Origin of the sequence: Pseudonocardia yunnanensis (assembly GCF_039534065.1) — a bacterium.
In the GTDB taxonomy this organism is placed as follows: Bacteria; Actinomycetota; Actinomycetes; order Mycobacteriales; family Pseudonocardiaceae; genus Pseudonocardia; species Pseudonocardia yunnanensis.
On the sequence record NZ_BAAAUS010000017.1, the window covers coordinates 63,302 to 83,123 of the forward strand.

The window sequence follows — 19,822 nt, forward strand, 5'->3', positions numbered from 1 at the left end:
CGGTCGGGCTAAGGTCCCGGCGGCCCGTTTCGCCCATTTCTTGACTTGAAGTCCTGTTCACGTAGTTCGTTGGAACGGTGATGAAGGAAACCTCCTCGGCCCCCGAAGCCCGAACCGTCCGGCTTCCCCGTGCGCTGCGACCGTTCGCCCATCGCGAGTACCGGTTGCTGGCGGCCTCGATGGCGGCCTCGCTCTTCGCGAGCGGCCTGTGGCTCGTCGCGATCGTGTACCAGGTCATCGCTCTGGACGGTGGCCCGTCCGAGCTGTCCCTCGTCGCCGCCGCTGCGAGCGCCGGGCTGCTCGTGAGCGTGCTGATCGGGGGCGTGGCCGCCGACCGGTTACCCAAACGTGCCGTCATGATCGGGGTGGAGGTCGTCCGCATCGCCTCGGCGGGGCTCGCCGGCGCGCTCGCCGTCACCGGCGCGCTGCAACTGTGGCACCTGGCCGTGATCGCCTTCGTCATCGGCGCCGCCGAGGCCTTCTTCTACCCCGCCTACTCGGCGATCCTGCCCACGCTGCTACCCCCGGACGAACTGCTCGCCGCCAACGGCGTCGAGGGCACACTCCGGCCCATCGCGCAGCAGGCACTCGGCCCGGCGCTGGCGGGCCTGCTCATCGGTTCGTTCGTCCCGGGCATCTCCCTGCTGCTCGCGGCCGGGATCTACGCGCTCGCGCTCGTGGCGCTGCTCGCCATGCGCGCCGCGCCGGTCGTCGCGGACGACGAGGTTCGCAGCTCCGTTCTCGGCGATCTGGCCGAGGGCTTCCGCTACCTCTTCCGCACCGGGTGGCTGTTCGCCACCCTCGCTTTCGCAACGCTGTACGTCCTCGTGCTCATCGGCCCGATCGAGGTGCTGCTGCCCTTCGCCGTGCGCGACCAGACGGGCGGCGGCGCCAGCAGCTTCGCCCTCGTCCTCGCTGCGTTCGGGATCGGTGGCGCCATCGGCTCGCTCGTCGTGTCGTCATTGCGGCTGCCCCGGCGGTACCTCACCGCGATGATCCTGCTCTGGGGCGTGGGCACGGCGCCGATGATGTTGATCGGCCTCACCCGGCAGCTGTGGGTCATGGCGGTGGCCACGTTCGTCGTCGGCTTCACCGGTGCGGCCGCGATGGTCATCTGGGGAACGCTGCTGCAGCGCCGGGTGCCCCGGCACCTGCTCGGCCGCGTCTCCAGCCTGGACTTCTTCGTCTCGCTCGCCCTGATGCCCGTGTCGATGGCGCTCGCGGGCCCGGTCGGCGAGTGGCTCGGCGTCCCCATGACGTTCGTGCTGGCCGGCGCCATCCCGGTGTTCCTCGCGGTGGCGGCGATCGTGGGCTGGCGGCTGCCCGCCGACGAGATCGCCCACCCACTCGACACCCCCGACCCCCAGGAGTAACGGCCACCCGACCACGGCCCTCCGAAGGCGCAACGCCGTATCCGGCGAACCGACTACTACGTGTGTCCAAACGGCGGAAGAAAGCGCACAATCTTCGCGCGGATGTCATCCGATAGGGGCACATGTCTGCTCCTACTGCATCAGACGCTGCGGCGACGGCGCCGCGGAGGCAGAGGAGAACCGATGTTGGCGATGCGGCAACGCAGGGGCACCCCGTGCGGCGGGACGGCCCGGGGTGGTCTGGCATGACGGCGCTGCAGGAGGCGCGGTCACGAATGAGCCCGCGCTCGATACTGATCTGGACCGGGGTGGCCATCCTCGGTGCCATTGCGTGGGGCGTGCTCGCCCTCTCGCGCGGGGAGCAGATCTCCGCGGTCTGGCTGGTCATCGCCGCGCTCGGCTCCTACGCCATCGCCTACCGCTTCTACGCGCGGTTCATCGTCAAGAAGGTGCTGCGAGCCGACGACACCCGGGCCACACCGGGCGAGCGGCTCGACAACGGCACCGACTTCCAGCCGATGGACCGTCGCGTGCTGTTCGGCCACCACTTCGCGGCGATCGCCGGCGCAGGCCCGCTGGTGGGCCCCGTACTCGCCGCGCAGATGGGTTACCTGCCTGGCACGATCTGGATCATCGTCGGTGTCATCTTCGCCGGCGCCGTGCAGGACATGGTCACGCTCTTCTTCTCCATGCGGCGCGACGGCAAGAGCCTCGGCCAGATGGCACGTGACGAGATCGGCCCGATCGGCGGGGCCGCGGCGCTGATCGCCGTGTTCGCCATCATGATCATCCTCCTGGCCGTGCTCGCACTTGTGGTCGTCAACGCGCTCGCGAAGTCGCCGTGGGGCACGTTCTCCATCGCGATGACCATCCCGATCGCGCTGTTCATGGGCTACTACATGCGCGTCATCCGGCCCGGGAAGGTCGTCGAGACCAGCATCATCGGTGTCGCGCTCCTGCTGCTCGCCATCGTGGCCGGTGGCTGGGTGCAGGACTCCAGCTGGGCGGCTGCCTTCACGCTCGACCCGCGCACGCTGGTGATCTGCCTGGTGATCTACGGGTTCGCGGCGTCGGTGCTGCCGGTGTGGATGCTGCTCGCGCCGCGGGACTACCTGTCGACGTTCATGAAGATCGGCACGATCGTGCTGCTCGCGGTCGGCGTGCTGATCACCGCGCCGATGCTGAACACCCCCGCCTTCACCGAGTTCGCGTTCAGCGGGAACGGTCCCGTGTTCGCCGGGTCGCTGTTCCCCTTCGTGTTCATCACGATCGCCTGCGGGGCGCTCTCCGGCTTCCACGCACTGATCGCGTCCGGCACCACTCCGAAGCTGATCCAGAAGGAGTCGCAGGTCCGGCTCATCGGCTACGGCGCGATGCTGATGGAGTCGTTCGTCGCGATCATGGCGCTGATCGCGGCCTCCATCCTCGACCCCGGCCTGTACTTCGCGATGAATGCGCCCGCCGGTCTGCTCGGCACCACGGTGGAGTCGGCGTCCCAGGCCGTGAGCAACCTCGGCTTCACGATCACCCCGGAGGCGCTCACCGCGGCTGCCGCGGCGGTGCAGGAGAGCACGCTGATCGCCAGGACGGGCGGTGCGCCCACGCTGGCCGTCGGCATGTCGGAGATCTTCTCCGGGGCCTTCGGCGGCGATGCGCTCAAGGCGTTCTGGTACCACTTCGCGATCATGTTCGAGGCCCTGTTCATCCTCACCACGGTGGACGCGGGCACCCGGGTCGGGCGGTACATGCTGCAGGACACCCTCGGCAACGTCTACAAGCCGATGGCCAACGTGAACTGGAAGCCGGGCATGTGGGCCACCAGCGCCGTCGTCGTGGCGGCGTGGGGCTACTTCCTCTACGCCGGCGTCACCGACCCGCTCGGCGGGATCAACCAGCTCTTCCCGCTGTTCGGAATCGCCAACCAGCTGCTCGCCGCGGTCGCACTCACGGTCTGCACCACGCTGCTGATCAAGTCCGGGCGAGCGAAGTGGGCCTGGGTCACGGGCATTCCGCTGGCGTGGGACGTCGCGGTGACACTCACGGCGAGCTACCAAAAGGTGTTCTCGCCCGACCCGACGCTCGGCTTCTTCGCCCAGCGCGAGAGGTACGCCGCGGCGCTGGAGCAGGGCCAGGTGCTCGCACCCGCCAAGAGCATCGCCGACATGCAGGCCGTCGTCATCAACTCCACGGTCGACGGCGTCCTCTCCGCCCTGTTCGCGATCCTGATCATCATCGTGATCGCCAACGCCATGGTGATCTGGTACCGGGCGCTGAACTCGCCGGTGCCGCTCGCCGGCGCGGAAGCGCCGGCCGTGCTGTCGAAGATCGCGACTCCGTCGGGCTTCAAGGCCAGGGCCGAGGAGAAGCCGACCCTCACCGGGGCCGGGGAACGGTCGTGAGGACGGCCGTACGCAGCATCCTGTGGTACCTGCGGGAGCTCACCGGCGAGAACCAGTACGACCGGTATCTCGAACGGCACGCCCGCGAGCACGCCGGCACAGCGCCGCTGTCGCGGCGGGAGTTCGAACGTCGTCGGATCGACGCGAAGGACGCCACACCCGGTAGCCGCTGCTGCTGATGGAAGAACGAACAGCGCCCCCGCCCGATGGATCCGGACGGGGGCGTTGTCGTGCAGGAGCTACAGGGCCTTCAGCTCCTCGGTCACCTCGGTGACGCTCTTCTTCGCGTCACCGAAGAGCATCGAGGTGTTGTCGGCGTAGAAGAGCGGGTTGTCGATGCCGGCGAAGCCGCTGTTCATCGAGCGCTTCAGCACGATCACCGAGCGGCTCTCGTCGACGTTGAGGATCGGCATACCGTGGATCGGCGAGCTCGGGTCGGTGCGCGCCGCGGGGTTGGTGACGTCGTTCGCCCCGATCACCAGCGTGACGTCGGTGCGGGAGAACTCGTCGTTGATGTCGTCCATCTCCTTGAGCGCGTCGTAGGAGACGTCGGCCTCGGCGAGCAGCACGTTCATGTGCCCCGGCATCCGGCCCGCGACCGGGTGGATGGCGTACTTGACCTCCACACCCTTGGCCTCGAGCAGCTTGGCCATGTCCTTCACGGCGTGCTGCGCCTGCGCCACCGCCATCCCGTAGCCGGGCACGACGATCACCTGAGACGCGTACGCCATCTGGATCGCCGCATCGGCCGCGCTGGTCGCCTTCACCGTGCGGTCGATGCCGTCGTCCGCACCGGGCAGGGTGGTGGTGCCGCCGAACCCGCCCGCGACGATCGCCGGGATCGACCGGTTCATCGCCTTGGCCATCAGGTTGGTCAGGATCGAGCCGGACGCGCCGACGATCATGCCGGCCACGATCATGGCGGTGTTGTTCAGGGCGAGCCCCGCCGCGGCGGCCGAGAGCCCCGTCAGCGCGTTGAGCAGCGAGATCACGACCGGCATGTCCGCGCCGCCGATCGGCAGCACCACCAGCACGCCGAGCACGGCCGCGAGCACGAGCAGCCCGATGACCCAGATCTCGGGGGCACCGCCCATTCCGGCAACCACGGCACACGCCACAGCGGCCAGCAGGAGGAGCCCGTTGACGAACTGCTGAGCCTTGCCCAGCCCGATCGGGCGGCCCGGCAGGATCTCCTGCAGCTTCCCGAACGCGATCAGCGATCCCCAGAACGAGATCGACCCGATGATGGCCGCGAACAGCGACGCCACGACCACGTACCCGGGCTCGGAGAGGAAACCATCGCTGGTACGGAACTCCGACCAGGCGATCAGCGCCACGGCCCCACCACCGACGCCGTTGAACAGCGCCACCATCTGCGGCATCGCGGTCATCTTGACCTGACGCGCGGACGGGATGCCCAGCGCGGCGCCGACCACGAGCCCGATGATGATCAACACCCAGTTGTGCCGGACCTCCAGCAGGGTGGCCACCACCGCGATCGTCATACCGACCGCGGCGATCAAGTTGCCACGCACCGCCGTCTTCGGGCCGGTCAGGCCCATCAGGCCGTAGATGAACAGCGCGAACGCGATGATGTAGAGCACCGGGACGAGCGTCTCCATCACTGGCCCTTCCCGTTGGTCGCCGCCTTCTCGGCCGACGGCGCCTGCCGGGCCTCCGGCTTGGCCTTGAACATGCCCAGCATCCGGTCGGTCACCAGGAACCCACCGATGACGTTGATCATGCCGAACACGATGGCGATGACCAGGATGATCTGGTCGATCACCGACGGGTTCTCCAGGTGGCCCAGCACGATCAGCCCACCGAGCAGCACGATCCCGTGGATCGCGTTGGTGCCCGACATGAGCGGGGTGTGCAAGGTGTTCGGCACCTTCGAGATCACGGCGAAGCCGACGAAGCCGGCCAGCACCAGGATCGCGATGTTCGCGAGCAGTCCGCTCTCCATCACGCCTCTCCCCCACTCGCAGTGGTGGCCTCGACACGGGTGACGCAGGACTTTGCGAGCACCTCGTCGTTCCAATCCGGCGCAAGCGTGACCCCGCCGTCGCCGTCCTTCAGCATCAACTCCAGCAAGGCCGAGACGTTGCGGGAGTACAGCTCCGAGGCGTGCTCGGGCATCGTTGCGGGCAGGTTGAGCGGCGACGCGATCGTGACGTCGTGCTTGACGACCACCTCACCCGGCTCCGTCAGCTCGCAGTTGCCGCCGCTCTCCCCGGCCAGGTCGACGACGACGCTGCCGGGACGCATGCCCTCGACGGCCGCGGCCGTGACCAGCGTGGGCGCCTTCCGGCCGGGAACGTTGGCGGTGGTGATCACCACGTCGAAGCCGGTGATCGCCTCCTCGAGCCGCTTCTGCTGCTCGGCCCGCTCGTCCTCGGTGAGCTCCCGCGCGTAGCCGCCCTCACCGACCGCCTCGATCCCGAGGTCCAGCCACTGCGCACCGAGCGAGCGCACCTGGTCGGCCACCTCGGGGCGCACGTCGTAGCCGGTGGTCCGTGCGCCGAGCCGCTTGGCCGTGGCGAGCGCCTGCAGGCCCGCGACCCCGACGCCCAGCACCAGCGCCGTTGCCGGCTTCACGGTGCCCGCCGCAGTGGTGAGCATCGGGAAGAACCGCGTGGACTTCTCGGCCGCTAGCAGCACTGCCTTGTAGCCCGCCACGTTCGCCTGCGAGGACAGTGCGTCCATCGACTGCGCTCGGGAGATCCGCGGAATCGACTCCATGGCGAACGCCTGCACCCCGGCGTCCTTGAGCGCGGCGATCGTGTCGGGCGAGGTCAGTGGAGCCAGGAACCCGATCAGGGTGGCACCCGACCGTAGCCGTCCGATCTCCTCGGCCGTGGGTAGCGCCACCTTGACCACGGCGTCGGCCGACCAGGGGTCGCCGATCGTGGCCCCGGCCGCGGTGTACACCTCGTCCGGGATCAACGCGCCCAGGCCCGCCCCGGACTCGACCACGACCTCCACACCCCGCGACCGGAGTTTCTCGACGACCTTCGGCACCAGGGCGACACGACGCTCACCGGCGGCGGACTCGCGAGGCACCCCCACGGTCGTGCGCCGCGGTACTGTGGATTCTGTATTCACAGGACAGGAGCCTAGCCCAGGGAACGGCCAATCAGGAGATACGTCTGGCCGGTCGGTCCCGGGATGCGAAGCTCGACCGATTAAGAATGCCCTACCAGCGCCGATGAGGCGAGGGGCGGTCAGTCCAACGGAAGCGTGAGGACGCGCGGTCCGTCCTCGGTGATGGCGACGGTGTGCTCCCAGTGCACGGCGCGGCCGCCGTCAGCGGTGACCACCGTCCACCCGTCGTCCAGCTCACGGGTTTCCGGGTCTCCCGCCGTGAGCATCGGCTCCACAGCCAGCGCCATTCCCGGCACCAGCCGCGGGCCCTGCCCCGGGTCACCGAAGTTGGGCAGGAACGGGTCCATGTGCATGGACGTGCCGATGCCGTGGCCGCCGTACTCGGCGACGATCCCGTACTTCACTCCGTCGCGCTTCCCGGCCTCCTCCGACGCCGTCTGCACGGCGTACGAGATGTCGGAGAGCCGGTCGCCCGGCCGGACCGCAGCGATACCGGCGTGGAGAGCGGCCTCGCAGGCCGCCGACAGCGCCCGGTCGGCGTCGGAGACCGCCCCGACGAGGATCGTGACGGCGGCGTCGCCGTGCCAGCCCTCCAGGATCGCCCCACAGTCCACCGACACCAGGTCGCCGTCGGCCAGAACCTGGGAGCCGGACGGGATGCCGTGCACGATCTGCTCGTTCACGGACGCACAGATCGAGGCCGGGTAACCGTGGTAGCCGAGGAACGAGGGGACCGCACCGGCGTCGCGAATGGTCTGCTCGGCCAGCGCGTCCAGTTCCTTGGTGCTGACCCCCGGCCGCGCCAGCTCGATGACCGCCGCGAGCGTATTGGCAACCAGACCGCCCGCCGCCCGCATCGCATCCAGCTCATCCGGGCTCTTCAGCTCGATGTCCCTGCCACGCCAGCGAGCCAACAAACCCCGGACGCCAGTACGTCCCCCGCTCATTGCGAGCCTTTCGTCATTGTGTGCGTAGCGCCTGGGTCACTCGGTCGGTGATCTCCTCGACAGAGCCGACGGCATCGACGCTGACGAGCCGATCGCTGTAGTGGTCGAGGAGTGGAGCGGTCTCGCTGCGGTAGACCTGCTGACGACGGCGGATGATGTCCTCGGTGTCGTCGTCGCGACCCCGGCCCATCAGCCGGCGCACCAGCTCGTCCTCCGGCACCTGGAACTCGACGACCGCGTCGAGGTCTTCGCCTCGCTCGGCGAGCAGCTCGCCGAGCGACCGCGCCTGGCTCCGCGTGCGCGGGAAGCCGTCGAGGATGAAACCCTTCGCCGCGTCGTCATGGGTGAGGCGCTCGCGCACCATCGCGACGGTGACCTCGTCGGGCACGAGATCTCCGGCGTCCATGTACCGCTTCGCCTCACGCCCGAGATCCGTCTCGTCCTTCAGGTTCGCCCGGAAGAGGTCACCCGTGGAGATGTGCGGCACGTCGAGACGTTCCGCGAGTAGCACCGCCTGGGTGCCCTTGCCCGCTCCCGGCGGACCAACCAGAACGAGACGCACTCGACCGACCTCCTGATATCGAACCCCAACACGACAATGCCCGAACAGCCGACGTTAGCGCAGGAAACCGTCGTACCTGCGTTGCATGAGCTGGCTCTCGATCTGTTTGACCGTGTCGAGACCCACGCCGACCATGATCAGTACCGCCGTGCCGCCGAACGGGAAGTTCTGGTTCTGGCCACTACCGGTGATGCCGAGGAAGAAGTTCGGCAGCACGGCGATGATGCCGAGATACAGGGAGCCGGGGAGCGTGATGCGGGAGAGCACGAAGTTCAGGTACTCGGCGGTCGGCCGCCCGGGCCTGATCCCGGGGATGAAGCCGCCGAACTTCTTCATCTCGTCGGCACGTTCCTCAGGGTTGAACGTGATGCCGACGTAGAAGTACGTGAAGAAGATGATGAGCGCGACGTACAGGACGATGTGCACCCAGCTTGACTGATCGACCAGGTAGGTCTGGACGAACTGCTGGAACGGGCCGCCGGAGCTTCCGGCCAGCCGCGAGATGAGGTCGGGGAGATAGAGCAGCGACGATCCGAAGATCACCGGGATGACGCCTGCCTGGTTGACCTTGAGCGGCAGGTACGTGGAGGTGCCGCCGTACATCCGGCGGCCGACCATGCGCTTCGCGTACTGGACAGGAATGCGGCGCTGGCCCTGCTCGACGAAGACGACGCTCGCGATGATCGCGAGCCCGAAGATGCAGACGCCGATGAAGATCAGTGCGCCGTTGTTGAGGATGTTGGCGCCCTCGGCCGGAATACGGGCTGCGATCGAGGCGAAGATCAGAAGCGACATGCCGTTGCCGATGCCGCGCTCGGTGACCTGCTCCCCCAGCCACATGATGACCGCGGTGCCCGCCGTCATCACGACGACGATGACCGAGAGCTGGTAGACGCTTGAGTCGGGGATGACCGGCAGGGAGCAGTTACCGAAGAGCGCTCCGCGGTCAGCCAGCGCCACGATTCCCGTGGCTTGGAGAATGGCGAGCGCGATCGTCAGGTAACGGGTGTACTGGGTCAGCTTGTTCTGACCCGACTGCCCTTCCTTCTTCAGCTGCTCGAACCGGGGAATCACGACGGTGAGCAGCTGGATGATGATGCTCGCGGTGATGTACGGCATGATGCCGAGCGCGAAGATCGACAGCTGCAGAAGCGCGCCGCCGGAGAACAGGTTGATCAGCGAGTAGACGCCGGAGTTCTCGCTGCCCTCGACCTGCCGGATGCATTCTTGGACGTTGGGGTACGAGACGCCGGGTGACGGGATCGTCGCCCCAAGGCGGTACACGGCCACGATCCCGAGAGTGAAGAGGATCTTCTTCCGGAGATCCGGCGTGGTCAGTGCCGACCGGAAAGCGCTGAGCACTCGGTGATCCTCCTGTACTGGTGGCCCGCTCCGGCCCGGATCGCCCGGGCGCACAGCGCCCGCGAGCGTGGCGCGCACCCGGCCTGTGGTGGCACCGGGCGGAGACGACTGTAACAGCGGCCGTGTCGCCCCCACGGCGCGGACCGGCGCATTGGCGCCGGTCCGCACCGAACGGGCACCGAACTACAGCTCGGTGACGGCTCCGCCAGCAGCCGCGATCTTGTCACGGGCGCTACCGGAGAAGGCGTGCGCGCTCACTGTCAGCGCGACGTCGATGTCCCCGTTGCCCAGCACCTTGACCGGCTGGTTGCGCCGGACGGCGCCGGCCGCGGCCAGCTCGTCCGGACCCACCGTGCCGCCGGAGGGGAACAGCTGGGCGAGGTCGCCCACGTTCACCACCTGGAACTCGACGCGGAAACGGTTCTTGAAGCCCTTGAGCTTGGGCAGCCGCATGTGAATCGGCATCTGCCCACCCTCGAAGCCGGCAGGCACGTTCTTGCGGGCCTTGCTGCCCTTGGTGCCGCGGCCGGCCGTCTTGCCCTTGCTGCCCTCACCACGGCCGACCCGGGTCTTCGCCGTCTTGGCTCCCGGGGCGGGGCGCAGGTGGTGGACCTTGATCGTGCTCATCAGGAGCCGACCTCCTCGACCGTCACCAGGTGGCGAACGGTGTGGATCATGCCGCGGATCTGCGGGGTGTCGTCCCGCTCGACCGTCTGGCGAATCTTGCGCAGCCCGAGCGACTTCAGCGTGGCACGCTGGTTCGCCTTGGCACCGATGGTGCTACGCACCTGGGTGACCACGAGCTTGGTGCCGCTCGTGGGCGTGCTCTGCGCGGTGGCGTCGGTGGATGTGGCCATCACGACCTCGCACCCTGCGCCGCAGCGGCGCGCGCCCGGAGCATCTGCGCGGGAGCCACGTCCTCGAGCGGCAGGCCACGACGGGCCGCCACCTCCTCCGGACGCTGGATCTGCTTCAACGCGGCGATCGTGGCGTGCACGACGTTGATCGCGTTGTCGCTGCCCAGCGACTTGGAGAGGACATCGTGGATACCGGCGCACTCCAGAACGGCGCGCACCGGACCACCGGCGATGACACCGGTACCGGGGCTGGCCGGGCGCAGCAGCACGACGCCGGCAGCGGCCTCGCCCTGCACGCGGTGCACGATCGTGCCGCCGATGCGGGGGACGCGGAAGAAGTTCTTCTTCGCCTCCTCCACGCCCTTGGCGATCGCGGCCGGCACCTCCTTGGCCTTGCCGTAGCCGACGCCCACGAGGCCGTCGCCGTCGCCGACGATCATCAGCGCGGTGAAGCTGAAGCGCCGACCACCCTTGACGACCTTGGCCACACGGTTGATCGTGACCAGTCGCTCGATGTACGGGGTCTTGTCCTGGGCCGCCCCGCCACGGCCTCCGTCCCGGCGGTCCCGGCGGTCGCCGCTGTTGCTGCGCTCGCCACCGGGCCCTCCGCCGTCACGCCGTGCGCGTCCCGGCATCAGACGTTCCCTTCCATCATCTCGATCTTCATCAGAACTCCAGGCCGCCCTCGCGGGCGGCGTCTGCCAGCGCGGCGACCCGGCCGTGGTAGCGGTAGCCACCCCGGTCGAACACCACCGCGGTGACGCCGGCCTCGCGGGCACGGGCGGCCACCAGCTCGCCGACCTTGGCCGCGCGGGCCTTCTTGTCGCCCTCGAGCGCCCTGACGTCGGCCTCCATCGTCGACGCCGAGACCAGCGTGTGGCCGGCCAGGTCGTCGATGAGCTGCACGACCATGTGCCGCGAGCTCCGGTTGACGGCCAGGCGCGGACGCTCGGCGCTGCCGCTGACCTTCTTGCGCAGCCGGTCGTGCCGACGGGTGCGCGCGATGCGGCGCTTGCTCGACACCTGGGAAGCGGTGCGCTTCCTGGCGTTGGCGGAAATCGTCTCGGCCATGCTCACTTACCCGTCTTTCCGACCTTGCGGCGGATGACCTCGCCGGCGTAGCGCACGCCCTTGCCCTTGTACGGGTCGGGCTTGCGCAGCTTGCGGATGTTGGCGGCGACCTCACCGACCAACTGCTTGTCGATGCCGGAGACCGAGAACCGGGTGGGCGTCTCCACCCGGAACGTGATGCCCTCCGGGGCCTCGATCACGACGGGGTGGCTGAACCCGAGCGCGAACTCCAGCGAGGAGCCCTTGAGCGCCACGCGGTAGCCGACTCCGTGGATCTCCAGCTTCTTCTCGTAGCCGTTGGTGACGCCGACGACGAGGTTGTTGACGAGCGTGCGGGACAAGCCGTGCATGGCCTTGTTACGGCGCTCGTCGTCGGGGCGCTTGAGAACGACGGTGCCGGTCTCATCGCGCTCGACGGTGATCGGCTCGATCACGGTGTGCGACAGGGTGCCCTTGGGCCCCTTGACGATCACCGTGCGGCCGTCGATGGTCACGTCCACCCCGGAAGGCACGGTGACGGGCAGCTTCCCGATACGGGACATGGTGTTACCCCCTCACCAGACGTAGGCGAGGACTTCCCCGCCCACGCCGTTCTTCTTCGCCTGCTGGTCGGTCTGCAGGCCACTCGACGTCGAGATGATCGCGACGCCGAGGCCGCCGAGGACCCGGGGCAGGTTCGTGGACTTGGCGTAGACCCGCAGGCCGGGCTTGGAGACCCGCCGCAGGCCCGCGATGCTGCGCTCGCGGTTGCGCCCGTACTTCAGCTCGATGACCAGGGACTTGCCGACCTCGGCGTCCTCGACTGTGTGCGACGCGATGTAACCCTCCTTCTGGAGGATCTCCGCGATCGACACCTTGAGCTTGGAATGCGGCATGACCACGCGGTCGTGGTACGCCGAGTTGGCGTTGCGCAGACGAGTGAGCATGTCTGCGATCGGATCGGTCATCGTCATGTGACGTCGTCACTTTCCCGCCGTGGTTCCCCGATGGGGCCTTCGGCGAATGGAATTACCAGGAGGACTTGCTGACGCCCGGCAGCTCGCCGGCGTGCGCCATCTCGCGCACGCAGATCCGGCACAGGCCGAACTTGCGCAGCACGGCACGCGGCCGGCCGCACTTCTGGCAGCGGGTGTAGCCGCGAACCTTGAACTTCGGCGTGGCCGCCGCCTTGATGATGAGCGCCTTCTTGGCCATCTCACGCCTCCCTGAAGGGGAAACCGAGCTTGCGCAGCAGCGCCCGGCCTTCCTCGTCGGTCGTGGCTGTCGTGACGACCGTGATGTCCATGCCGCGCGGCCGGTCGATCGAGTCGGGGTCGATCTCGTGGAACATCGACTGCTCGTTGAGACCGAACGTGTAGTTGCCCCGGCCGTCGAACTGGTTCGGCGACAGGCCGCGGAAGTCGCGGATACGGGGCAGCGCGATTGTCAGCAGGCGGTCCAGGAACTCCCACATGCGGTCGCCCCGGAGGGTCACCTTCGCCCCGATGGGCATGCCCTCGCGCAGCTTGAACTGCGCGATCGACTTGGTGGCCCGGCGGACCTGCGGCTTCTGGCCGGTGATGGTGGCCAGGTCGCGGACCGCGCCGTCGATCAGCTTCGCGTCACGGGCGGCGTCGCCGACACCCATGTTGACGACGACCTTCACCACGCCGGGGATCTGCATGACGTTGGCGAAGGAGAACTCCTCGCGCAGCTCGCCCGCGATCTGCTCCTTGTAGCGCTGCTTGAGCCGCGGAGCCACGCGTTCTGCGGTGGTCATCAGATCTCCTTCCCGGAACGCCGGGAGATCCGGACGCGCTTGCCGTCGTCGGTGGTCTTCTTGCCCACCCGGGTGGGCTTGCCGTCACCGTCGACCAGCATCACGTTGGAGACGTGAATGGCCGCCTCCTGCGTGACGATTCCGCCGGACTGCGCACCACGCTGGTTCTGGCTGATCCGGGTGTGCTTCTTGATCCGGTTCACGCCTTCGACCAGGACGCGGTCGCGCTCGGGATAGGCCTGGATGACCTTGCCCTTGGCTCCCTTGTCCTTGCCGGCGATCACCTGAACGGTGTCGCCCTTCTTGATCTTCATGTCAGAGCACCTCCGGGGCGAGGGAGATGATCTTCATGAACCGCTTGTCGCGAAGCTCGCGACCGACCGGGCCGAAGATGCGGGTCCCCCGCGGCTCGCCGTCGGGCTTGATGAGCACGGCGGCGTTCTCGTCGAACCGGATGTAGGACCCGTCCGGCCGGCGCCGCTCCTTGACGGTGCGCACGATGACAGCCTTGACGACGTCACCGCGCTTCACCCCGGCGCCCGGGATGGCGTCCTTCACCGTGGCGACGATCGTGTCGCCGATTCCTGCGTAGCGTCGCGCCGAACCGCCCAGCACCCGGATGCAAAGGATCTCCTTGGCACCGGTGTTGTCGGCGACGCGCAGCCGCGACTCCTGCTGGATCACTTCGCCTTCTCCAGGATCTCCACCAGCCGCCAGCGCTTGGTGGCCGACAGCGGGCGGGTCTCCATCAGCCGGACGCGGTCGCCGACGCCGGCCGTGTTGGCCTCGTCGTGCGCCTTGACCTTGCTCGTCCGGCGGATGACCTTGCCGTACATCGGGTGCTTCACGCGGTCCTCGAGGGAAACCACGATCGTCTTGTCCATCTTGTCGGACACGACCAGGCCCTCACGGACCTTCCGCTCCGCACGTGCCACCGTCTTCGGCGGCGTCTTGGCTGACTCGCTCATGCCGCGCCCTCGCCATCCTCGCTCGGGGCGGCAGACAGGCCCAGCTCGCGCTCACGCATGATCGTGTAGATCCGCGCGATGTCGTGCCGGACGGTACGCAGCCGCCGGTTGTTGTCCAGCTGCCCGGTGGCCATCTGGAAGCGGAGGTTGAACAGCTCCTCCTTGGCCTCCCGCACGCGCAGCACGAGCTCCTCGTCGGTGAGCTCACGCAGCTCGGCGGCGGTGGTCGTAGCGGCCATCAGATGTCACCACCCTCACGGGTCACGATCCGGCACTTCATCGGCAGCTTGTGGATCGCGCGACGCAGGGCCTCGCGAGCGGTCTGCTCGTTGGGGTAGCTCATCTCGAACAGCACCCGGCCGGGCTTCACGTTCGCGACCCACTTCTCCGGCGAGCCCTTACCGGAACCCATGCGGGTCTCTGCGGGCTTCTTGGTGAGCGGGCGGTCCGGGAAGATGTTGATCCAGACCTTGCCGCCACGGCGGATGTGCCGGTTGATGGCGATACGAGCGGACTCGATCTGCCGGTTGGTGACGTAGGCCGGCTCGAGAGCCTGGATACCGAGGTCACCGAACGTCACGTTGGTGCCGCCGGAAGCGGCGCCGGTGCGGTGCGGCCGGTGCTGCTTGCGGTGCTTCACCTTGCGTGGGATCAGCATGGGTCAGCTCTCCCCACCGGTCTGCGGAGCGGTCTGGTCGGCCTCGATGGTGGCGACGCCGGCCTGGTTGCCCGGGGCGTCGGCACGCTCGGCGGCGGCCCGCCCGGCCTCGGTGCTCGTGCCGGTGGTGCCCGACGCGCCCGAACGGCGACGCTGCGGACGCTCGCGCCGCGGAGCACGCTCGGCGTTCGGAGCGGCAGCGGGCGCACCTTCACGGCGACCACCCACGACGTCACCCTTGTAGATCCACACCTTGACGCCGATGCGACCGAACGTGGTGCGGGCCTCGAACAGGCCGTACTCGATGTCGGCGCGCAGCGTGTGCAGCGGGACCCGACCCTCGCGGTAGAACTCCGAGCGCGACATCTCCGCGCCGCCGAGACGACCGGAGCACTGCACCCGGATGCCCTTGACCTGCGGCGAGCGCATGGCCGACTGGATGGCCTTACGCATCGCGCGGCGGAAGGCCACACGGTTGGAGAGCTGCTCGGCCACACCCTGGGCGACGAGCTGGGCGTCCGACTCCGAGTTCTTGACCTCGAGGATGTTGAGCTGGACCTGCTTCTTGGTCAGCTTCTCGAGCTGCCCGCGGATGCGGTCGGCCTCGGCGCCGCGGCGGCCGATGACGATGCCGGGACGTGCGGTGTGGATGTCGACCCGCACGCGGTCACGCGTGCGCTCGATCTCCACCTTGGAGATGCCGGCCCGCTCCATGCCCTTGGAGAGCATGCGGCGGATCTCGACGTCTTCCTTGACGTACTCGGCGTACTGCTTGTCGGCGTACCAGCGCGACTTCCAGTCGGTCGTGATGCCGAGCCGGAACCCGTGCGGGTTGATCTTCTGACCCATCAGCGGGTCCTCCCTCTCGCACCGCGTGCGCCACGACCGGCCTTCGCCGGCTGCGACTCGACCTCGACGGTGATGTGGCTCGTGCGCTTGCGGATGCGGTACGCACGCCCCTGGGCACGCGGCCGGATGCGCTTGAGCGTCGGGCCCTCGTCGGCGTAGGCCGCGGCCACCACGAGGGTGTCGCGGTCCAGGTCGAGGTTGTTCTCAGCGTTGGCCGCTGCGCTCGCGACGACCTTGAACAGCGGCTCGGCGGCGGCCTGCGGCGAGAACCGCAGGATGTCGAGAGCCTCCTGCACCGACCGGTCCTTGATCAGCGCGACGACGCGCCGCACCTTGGTCGGCGACATGTGCACGTACCGCGCTACCGCGCGCGCCCGAACCGGCTCGAGCGCGGTGGCAGGGCTCTGGCTGTCAGCCATGATTTCCTTTCACCCTTCCCTAGTCGCTACTCGAGCCGCTCAGCGCCTGCGCGCCTTGCGGTCGTCCTTGATGTGGCCTCGGAAGGTGCGCGTGGGCGCGAACTCCCCGAGCTTGTGGCCGACCATCGAGTCCGACACGAAAACCGGCACGTGCTTGCGGCCGTCGTGCACCGCAATCGTGTGGCCGATCATGTCGGGGATGATCGTGGACCGCCGGGACCAGGTCCGGATGACGGTCTTCTTGCCCGACTCGTTGAGCGCGTCCACCTTCTTGAGCAGGTGGTCGTCCACGAACGGGCCCTTCTTCAGGCTGCGCGGCATTGGTTACCTCCCTGCTCAGCGCTTCTTGCCGGTGCGACGGCGACGGACGATCAGTGCATCACTGGCCTTGCGGTGACGGGTGCGGCCCTCGGGCTTACCCGCCGGGTTGACCGGGTGGCGACCACCCGAGGTCTTACCCTCACCACCACCGTGCGGGTGGTCGACCGGGTTCATGGCGACACCGCGGACGGTGGGGCGCTTGCCCTTCCACCGCATGCGGCCTGCCTTGCCCCAGTTGATGTTGGAGTGCTCGGCGTTGCCCACCTCGCCGACGGTGGCGCGGCAGCGCACGTCGACGTTGCGGATCTCGCCGGACGGCATGCGCAGCTGCGCGTAGGGGCCGTCCTTCGCGACGAGCTGCACACCCGAACCGGCCGAGCGGGCGATCTTCGCGCCGCCGCCGGGGCGGAGCTCGATCGCGTGCACCACGGTGCCGGTGGGGATGTTGCGCAGCGGCAGGTTGTTGCCGACCTTGATGTCGGCCCGAGGACCGGCCTCCACCTTGTCGCCCTGCTTCAGCCGCGCCGGCGCGATGATGTAGCGCTTCTCGCCGTCGGCGTAATGCAGCAGCGCGATCCGGCTGGTGCGGTTCGGGTCGTACTCGATGTGCGCGACCGTGGCCGGCACACCGTCCTTGTCGTTGCGCCGGAAGTCGATCACCCGGTACGCGCGCTTGTGCCCGCCACCCTGGTGCCGGGTGGTGACCCGCCCGTGCACGTTGCGGCCGCCCTTGCTGTGCAGCGGACGGACCAGCGACTTCTCCGGCTCCGACCGCGTGATCTCAGCGAAGTCGGAGACGCTGGACCCACGGCGGCCGGGGGTCGTCGGCTTGTACTTGCGGATGCCCATCGGTCAGCCCCTCAGCTCGCCCGGCCACCGAAGACGTCGATCGCACGGCTCTCCTCGGAGAGCGTCACGATCGCGCGCTTCGTGTCCTTGCGCTTGCCGTATCCGGTGCGGGAGCGCTTGCGCTTGCCCGGGCGGTTCAGCGTGTTGACGCTGAGCACCTTGACCCCGAACACCTTCTCCACGGCGATCTTGATCTGCGTCTTGTTCGCGTCCGGTCGGACGATGAAGGTGTACTGGCGCTCGTCGAGCAGCCCGTAGCTCTTCTCCGAGACCACCGGCGCGAGCAGGATGTCGCGCGGGTCGGGGATCACTGGTCAGCCTCCTCTTCGCTGTCCGCCGCGGTCTCCTTGCGCTGCGACGACGGCTGCCGGAACCCCGCTGCCTCGGCCGCCTCCGCGGAGGCGAACCAGACCTCAGCCTGCGTGCGGGCGTAGAACGAGCTGCCCGGCACGTGGTAGAGCTTCGCCTCGGCGTCCCCCTTGACCGGGAAACCCTCCGGCTGCGAGCCGTCGGCCAGCGGAGCGTGGCTCTGCGGCCCGAAGGGGGCCTCGTCACTGCCCTGCCCGGTGCTCGCGGCGACCCGCCCGGATGCCCTGGTGGGCACCGCGATCGGACCGGCGAGGAAGGCGTCGAGCGCCTCCTGCGTGAACACCACGACGTCGTTGACGAGCACGTCGTAGGTGTTCAGCTGGTCGGGCGCGATCACATGCGCCGTGGGGAGGTTGCGCAGGCTCAGCCACGTCACCTCGTCGTCGCGACCGACGACCACCAGCGCACGGGTGTCGGCGCCGCCCGCCACGGTGGTGAGCGCGGTGCGCGCCGCCTTCGTGGAGGGGGTGTCGCCCGTGACCAGCGAGGTGACGACGTGCACCAGGCCGGCCCTGGCCCGGTCGGAGAGGGCGCCGCGCAGAGCGGCGGCCTTCATCTTCTTCGGGGTCTTCTGCGTGTAGTCGCGCGGCGTGGGGCCGTGCGAGATACCACCGCCGGCGAACTGCGGCGACCGCGTGGAGCCCTGGCGGGCACGACCGGTGCCCTTCTGGCGGTACGGCTTCTTGCCGCCGCCACTGACCTCGCCACGGGTCTTCGTGTCGTGGGTGCCCTGCCGCGCGGCCGCGAGCTGGCCGACCACGACCTGGTGCATCAGCGGCACGTTCGCGCTGACGTCGAAGACGTGCGCGGGGAGCTCGACGGTTCCGTCGGCCGTGCCGTCGGGCGTGCGGATCTCGACGCTGGTCATTACTTCGCACCACCCTTCGCGGCCGACTTGACCACGACGAGGCCGCCACGAGGGCCGGGAACCGCGCCCTTGATCAGCAGCAGGCCGTTGTCGGAGTCGACACGGTGCACGGTGAGGTTCTGCGTGGTGATGCGCGCGTTGCCCATGCGACCGGCCATCCGCACACCCTTGAAGACCCGGCCCGGGGTGGCACACCCGCCGATGGAGCCCGGCGAGCGGTGCTTGCGCTGGGTGCCGTGGCTGGCGCCGAGGCCCTTGAAGCCGTGGCGCTTCATGACACCCGCGGTGCCCTTGCCCTTGCTGGTGCCCACGACATCGACCACGGCGCCGGCGTCGAACACCGAAGCCGTGATCTCCTGGCCGACCGTGTACTCGCCCGCGTCGGAGGTGCGCAGCTCGACCAGGTGCCGGCGCGGCGTGGCGCCCGCCTTGCTGAAGTGGCCGGTGCGCGGCTTGTTCACCTTGCGCGGGTCGATCGCCCCGTAGGCGAGCTGGACGGCGGTGTAGCCGTCGTTCTCGGAGGTCCGGACCTGCGTCACCACGTTCGGGCCCGCCTGGACCACGGTGACCGGGACCACCCGGTTGTTCTCGTCGAAGACCTGGGTCATCCCGAGCTTGGTGCCCAGGATCCCGGTGATCTGCCTCTCGGTCATCTTCTCGGTCAGCCCTACTGGATGTTGACGTCGACGCTCGCCGGCAGGTCGATGCGCATGAGCGCGTCAACCGTCTTGGGCGTCGGGTCGAGGATGTCGATCAGCCGCTTGTGGGTGCGCATCTCGAAGTGCTCGCGCGAGTCCTTGTACTTGTGCGGCGAACGGATGACGCAGTAGATGTTCTTCTCCGTCGGCAGCGGCACCGGCCCGACGACCCGCGCACCCGTGCGCGTGACGGTCTCCACGATCTTGCGCGCGGAGGCGTCGATGGCCTCGTGGTCATAGGCCTTCAGCCTGATGCGGATCTTTTGTCCCGCCATGGTCGTCGGTCGTCCTCTTCTTCCTGCCGCTCATGTACGCGTGCTCCGGGTGGCGCACACGTGGAGGAGCCCTGCCCTCCATCGGTTGGTCTCACTCCGCATGGCTCCGGTCC

The 19,822-nt window shown here is 68.6% G+C and carries 30 protein-coding genes; 3 read left to right on the plus strand and 27 right to left on the minus strand.

Annotated features, from left to right (window positions below):
- Positions 1 to 80: 80 nt before the first annotated feature.
- The 3 genes from ABD743_RS17000 to ABD743_RS17010 all read left to right on the plus strand — a co-directional run bounded on the left by ABD743_RS17000 (position 81) and on the right by ABD743_RS17010 (position 3,951).
- Positions 81 to 1,373 carry an MFS transporter gene (locus tag ABD743_RS17000; RefSeq protein WP_344723053.1) on the plus strand — a complete coding sequence of 431 codons (1,293 nt, stop codon included), beginning with the start codon at positions 81 to 83 and terminating at the stop codon, positions 1,371 to 1,373.
- Between the two features lie 245 nt (positions 1,374 to 1,618).
- Positions 1,619 to 3,772 carry a carbon starvation CstA family protein gene (locus tag ABD743_RS17005; protein WP_344723054.1) on the plus strand — a complete coding sequence of 718 codons (2,154 nt, stop codon included), beginning with the start codon at positions 1,619 to 1,621 and terminating at the stop codon, positions 3,770 to 3,772.
- Complete coding sequence (locus tag ABD743_RS17010) at positions 3,769 to 3,951, plus strand: YbdD/YjiX family protein (protein WP_344723055.1); 183 nt, start codon at positions 3,769 to 3,771, stop codon at positions 3,949 to 3,951. The genes ABD743_RS17005 and ABD743_RS17010 overlap by 4 nt, the downstream gene beginning before the upstream one ends.
- A 60-nt stretch (positions 3,952 to 4,011) precedes the next feature.
- On the opposite strand, the gene ABD743_RS17015 is transcribed toward ABD743_RS17010, so the two are convergent.
- From ABD743_RS17015 to rpsJ, 27 genes are all read right to left on the minus strand, one after another.
- The gene (locus ABD743_RS17015; RefSeq protein ID WP_344723056.1) at positions 4,012 to 5,394 is read right to left on the minus strand and encodes an NAD(P)(+) transhydrogenase (Re/Si-specific) subunit beta; all 1,383 of its coding nucleotides are present in this window, start codon (positions 5,392 to 5,394) and stop codon (positions 4,012 to 4,014) included.
- The gene (locus ABD743_RS17020; protein WP_344723057.1) at positions 5,394 to 5,738 is read right to left on the minus strand and encodes an NAD(P) transhydrogenase subunit alpha part 2; all 345 of its coding nucleotides are present in this window, start codon (positions 5,736 to 5,738) and stop codon (positions 5,394 to 5,396) included. Before ABD743_RS17020 ends, ABD743_RS17015 begins: the two co-directional genes overlap by 1 nt.
- A complete protein-coding gene (locus ABD743_RS17025) occupies positions 5,738 to 6,835 on the minus strand; it encodes a Re/Si-specific NAD(P)(+) transhydrogenase subunit alpha (RefSeq protein ID WP_344723058.1) in 1,098 nt (365 codons plus the stop codon). The genes ABD743_RS17020 and ABD743_RS17025 overlap by 1 nt, the downstream gene beginning before the upstream one ends.
- 161 nt (positions 6,836 to 6,996) lie before the next feature.
- Positions 6,997 to 7,824 carry a type I methionyl aminopeptidase gene (map, locus tag ABD743_RS17030; RefSeq protein WP_344723059.1) on the minus strand — a complete coding sequence of 276 codons (828 nt, stop codon included), beginning with the start codon at positions 7,822 to 7,824 and terminating at the stop codon, positions 6,997 to 6,999.
- Between the two features lie 13 nt (positions 7,825 to 7,837).
- Complete coding sequence (locus ABD743_RS17035; protein WP_344723060.1) at positions 7,838 to 8,386, minus strand: adenylate kinase; 549 nt, start codon at positions 8,384 to 8,386, stop codon at positions 7,838 to 7,840.
- 54 nt (positions 8,387 to 8,440) lie between these two features.
- Complete coding sequence (gene secY, locus ABD743_RS17040) at positions 8,441 to 9,748, minus strand: preprotein translocase subunit SecY (RefSeq protein WP_344723061.1); 1,308 nt, start codon at positions 9,746 to 9,748, stop codon at positions 8,441 to 8,443.
- A gap of 183 nt (positions 9,749 to 9,931) precedes the next feature.
- The gene (gene rplO / locus ABD743_RS17045) at positions 9,932 to 10,375 is read right to left on the minus strand and encodes a 50S ribosomal protein L15 (RefSeq protein ID WP_344723062.1); all 444 of its coding nucleotides are present in this window, start codon (positions 10,373 to 10,375) and stop codon (positions 9,932 to 9,934) included.
- The gene (rpmD, locus tag ABD743_RS17050; protein ID WP_344723063.1) at positions 10,375 to 10,605 is read right to left on the minus strand and encodes a 50S ribosomal protein L30; all 231 of its coding nucleotides are present in this window, start codon (positions 10,603 to 10,605) and stop codon (positions 10,375 to 10,377) included. Before rpmD ends, rplO begins: the two co-directional genes overlap by 1 nt.
- Entirely contained in the window at positions 10,605 to 11,240 is a 636-nt protein-coding gene (gene rpsE, locus ABD743_RS17055; RefSeq protein WP_241037459.1) for a 30S ribosomal protein S5, read from the minus strand. The genes rpmD and rpsE overlap by 1 nt, the downstream gene beginning before the upstream one ends.
- A gap of 31 nt (positions 11,241 to 11,271) precedes the next feature.
- A complete protein-coding gene (gene rplR / locus ABD743_RS17060) occupies positions 11,272 to 11,676 on the minus strand; it encodes a 50S ribosomal protein L18 (RefSeq protein WP_344723064.1) in 405 nt (134 codons plus the stop codon).
- 2 nt (positions 11,677 to 11,678) lie between these two features.
- A complete protein-coding gene (gene rplF, locus ABD743_RS17065; protein WP_344723065.1) occupies positions 11,679 to 12,218 on the minus strand; it encodes a 50S ribosomal protein L6 in 540 nt (179 codons plus the stop codon).
- A gap of 12 nt (positions 12,219 to 12,230) precedes the next feature.
- Positions 12,231 to 12,629 (minus strand): 30S ribosomal protein S8, encoded by a 399-nt coding sequence (gene rpsH / locus ABD743_RS17070; RefSeq protein WP_344723066.1) that lies wholly within the window; start codon positions 12,627 to 12,629, stop codon positions 12,231 to 12,233.
- A 55-nt stretch (positions 12,630 to 12,684) separates the two neighbouring features.
- Entirely contained in the window at positions 12,685 to 12,870 is a 186-nt protein-coding gene (locus ABD743_RS17075; protein ID WP_344723067.1) for a type Z 30S ribosomal protein S14, read from the minus strand.
- A gap of 1 nt (position 12,871) precedes the next feature.
- Positions 12,872 to 13,435 carry a 50S ribosomal protein L5 gene (gene rplE / locus ABD743_RS17080; protein ID WP_344723068.1) on the minus strand — a complete coding sequence of 188 codons (564 nt, stop codon included), beginning with the start codon at positions 13,433 to 13,435 and terminating at the stop codon, positions 12,872 to 12,874.
- Complete coding sequence (gene rplX / locus ABD743_RS17085) at positions 13,435 to 13,749, minus strand: 50S ribosomal protein L24 (RefSeq protein WP_241037451.1); 315 nt, start codon at positions 13,747 to 13,749, stop codon at positions 13,435 to 13,437. The genes rplE and rplX overlap by 1 nt, the downstream gene beginning before the upstream one ends.
- A gap of 1 nt (position 13,750) precedes the next feature.
- Complete coding sequence (gene rplN, locus ABD743_RS17090; protein ID WP_241037450.1) at positions 13,751 to 14,119, minus strand: 50S ribosomal protein L14; 369 nt, start codon at positions 14,117 to 14,119, stop codon at positions 13,751 to 13,753.
- Positions 14,116 to 14,403: a 30S ribosomal protein S17 gene (gene rpsQ, locus ABD743_RS17095; RefSeq protein WP_344723070.1), complete on the minus strand. Its 288-nt coding sequence runs from the start codon at positions 14,401 to 14,403 to the stop codon at positions 14,116 to 14,118. Before rpsQ ends, rplN begins: the two co-directional genes overlap by 4 nt.
- On the minus strand, positions 14,400 to 14,642 hold the full coding sequence (gene rpmC, locus ABD743_RS17100) for a 50S ribosomal protein L29 (RefSeq protein WP_241037448.1): 243 nt from the start codon (positions 14,640 to 14,642) through the stop codon (positions 14,400 to 14,402). Before rpmC ends, rpsQ begins: the two co-directional genes overlap by 4 nt.
- A complete protein-coding gene (rplP, locus tag ABD743_RS17105) occupies positions 14,642 to 15,061 on the minus strand; it encodes a 50S ribosomal protein L16 (RefSeq protein ID WP_241037447.1) in 420 nt (139 codons plus the stop codon). Before rplP ends, rpmC begins: the two co-directional genes overlap by 1 nt.
- A 3-nt stretch (positions 15,062 to 15,064) precedes the next feature.
- Positions 15,065 to 15,910 carry a 30S ribosomal protein S3 gene (gene rpsC / locus ABD743_RS17110; RefSeq protein ID WP_344723071.1) on the minus strand — a complete coding sequence of 282 codons (846 nt, stop codon included), beginning with the start codon at positions 15,908 to 15,910 and terminating at the stop codon, positions 15,065 to 15,067.
- The gene (rplV, locus tag ABD743_RS17115; RefSeq protein ID WP_344723072.1) at positions 15,910 to 16,329 is read right to left on the minus strand and encodes a 50S ribosomal protein L22; all 420 of its coding nucleotides are present in this window, start codon (positions 16,327 to 16,329) and stop codon (positions 15,910 to 15,912) included. Before rplV ends, rpsC begins: the two co-directional genes overlap by 1 nt.
- 39 nt (positions 16,330 to 16,368) lie before the next feature.
- On the minus strand, positions 16,369 to 16,650 hold the full coding sequence (gene rpsS / locus ABD743_RS17120; RefSeq protein ID WP_020622935.1) for a 30S ribosomal protein S19: 282 nt from the start codon (positions 16,648 to 16,650) through the stop codon (positions 16,369 to 16,371).
- A gap of 15 nt (positions 16,651 to 16,665) precedes the next feature.
- Positions 16,666 to 17,499 (minus strand): 50S ribosomal protein L2, encoded by an 834-nt coding sequence (gene rplB / locus ABD743_RS17125; protein ID WP_344723073.1) that lies wholly within the window; start codon positions 17,497 to 17,499, stop codon positions 16,666 to 16,668.
- 11 nt (positions 17,500 to 17,510) lie between these two features.
- Positions 17,511 to 17,810: a 50S ribosomal protein L23 gene (gene rplW, locus ABD743_RS17130; protein ID WP_241037441.1), complete on the minus strand. Its 300-nt coding sequence runs from the start codon at positions 17,808 to 17,810 to the stop codon at positions 17,511 to 17,513.
- Positions 17,807 to 18,736 carry a 50S ribosomal protein L4, sunset domain variant gene (gene rplD / locus ABD743_RS17135; protein ID WP_465270054.1) on the minus strand — a complete coding sequence of 310 codons (930 nt, stop codon included), beginning with the start codon at positions 18,734 to 18,736 and terminating at the stop codon, positions 17,807 to 17,809. Before rplD ends, rplW begins: the two co-directional genes overlap by 4 nt.
- Entirely contained in the window at positions 18,736 to 19,389 is a 654-nt protein-coding gene (gene rplC / locus ABD743_RS17140; protein ID WP_241037439.1) for a 50S ribosomal protein L3, read from the minus strand. The genes rplD and rplC overlap by 1 nt, the downstream gene beginning before the upstream one ends.
- 14 nt (positions 19,390 to 19,403) lie before the next feature.
- Complete coding sequence (rpsJ, locus tag ABD743_RS17145; RefSeq protein WP_040804197.1) at positions 19,404 to 19,709, minus strand: 30S ribosomal protein S10; 306 nt, start codon at positions 19,707 to 19,709, stop codon at positions 19,404 to 19,406.
- Positions 19,710 to 19,822: the final 113 nt, after the last annotated feature.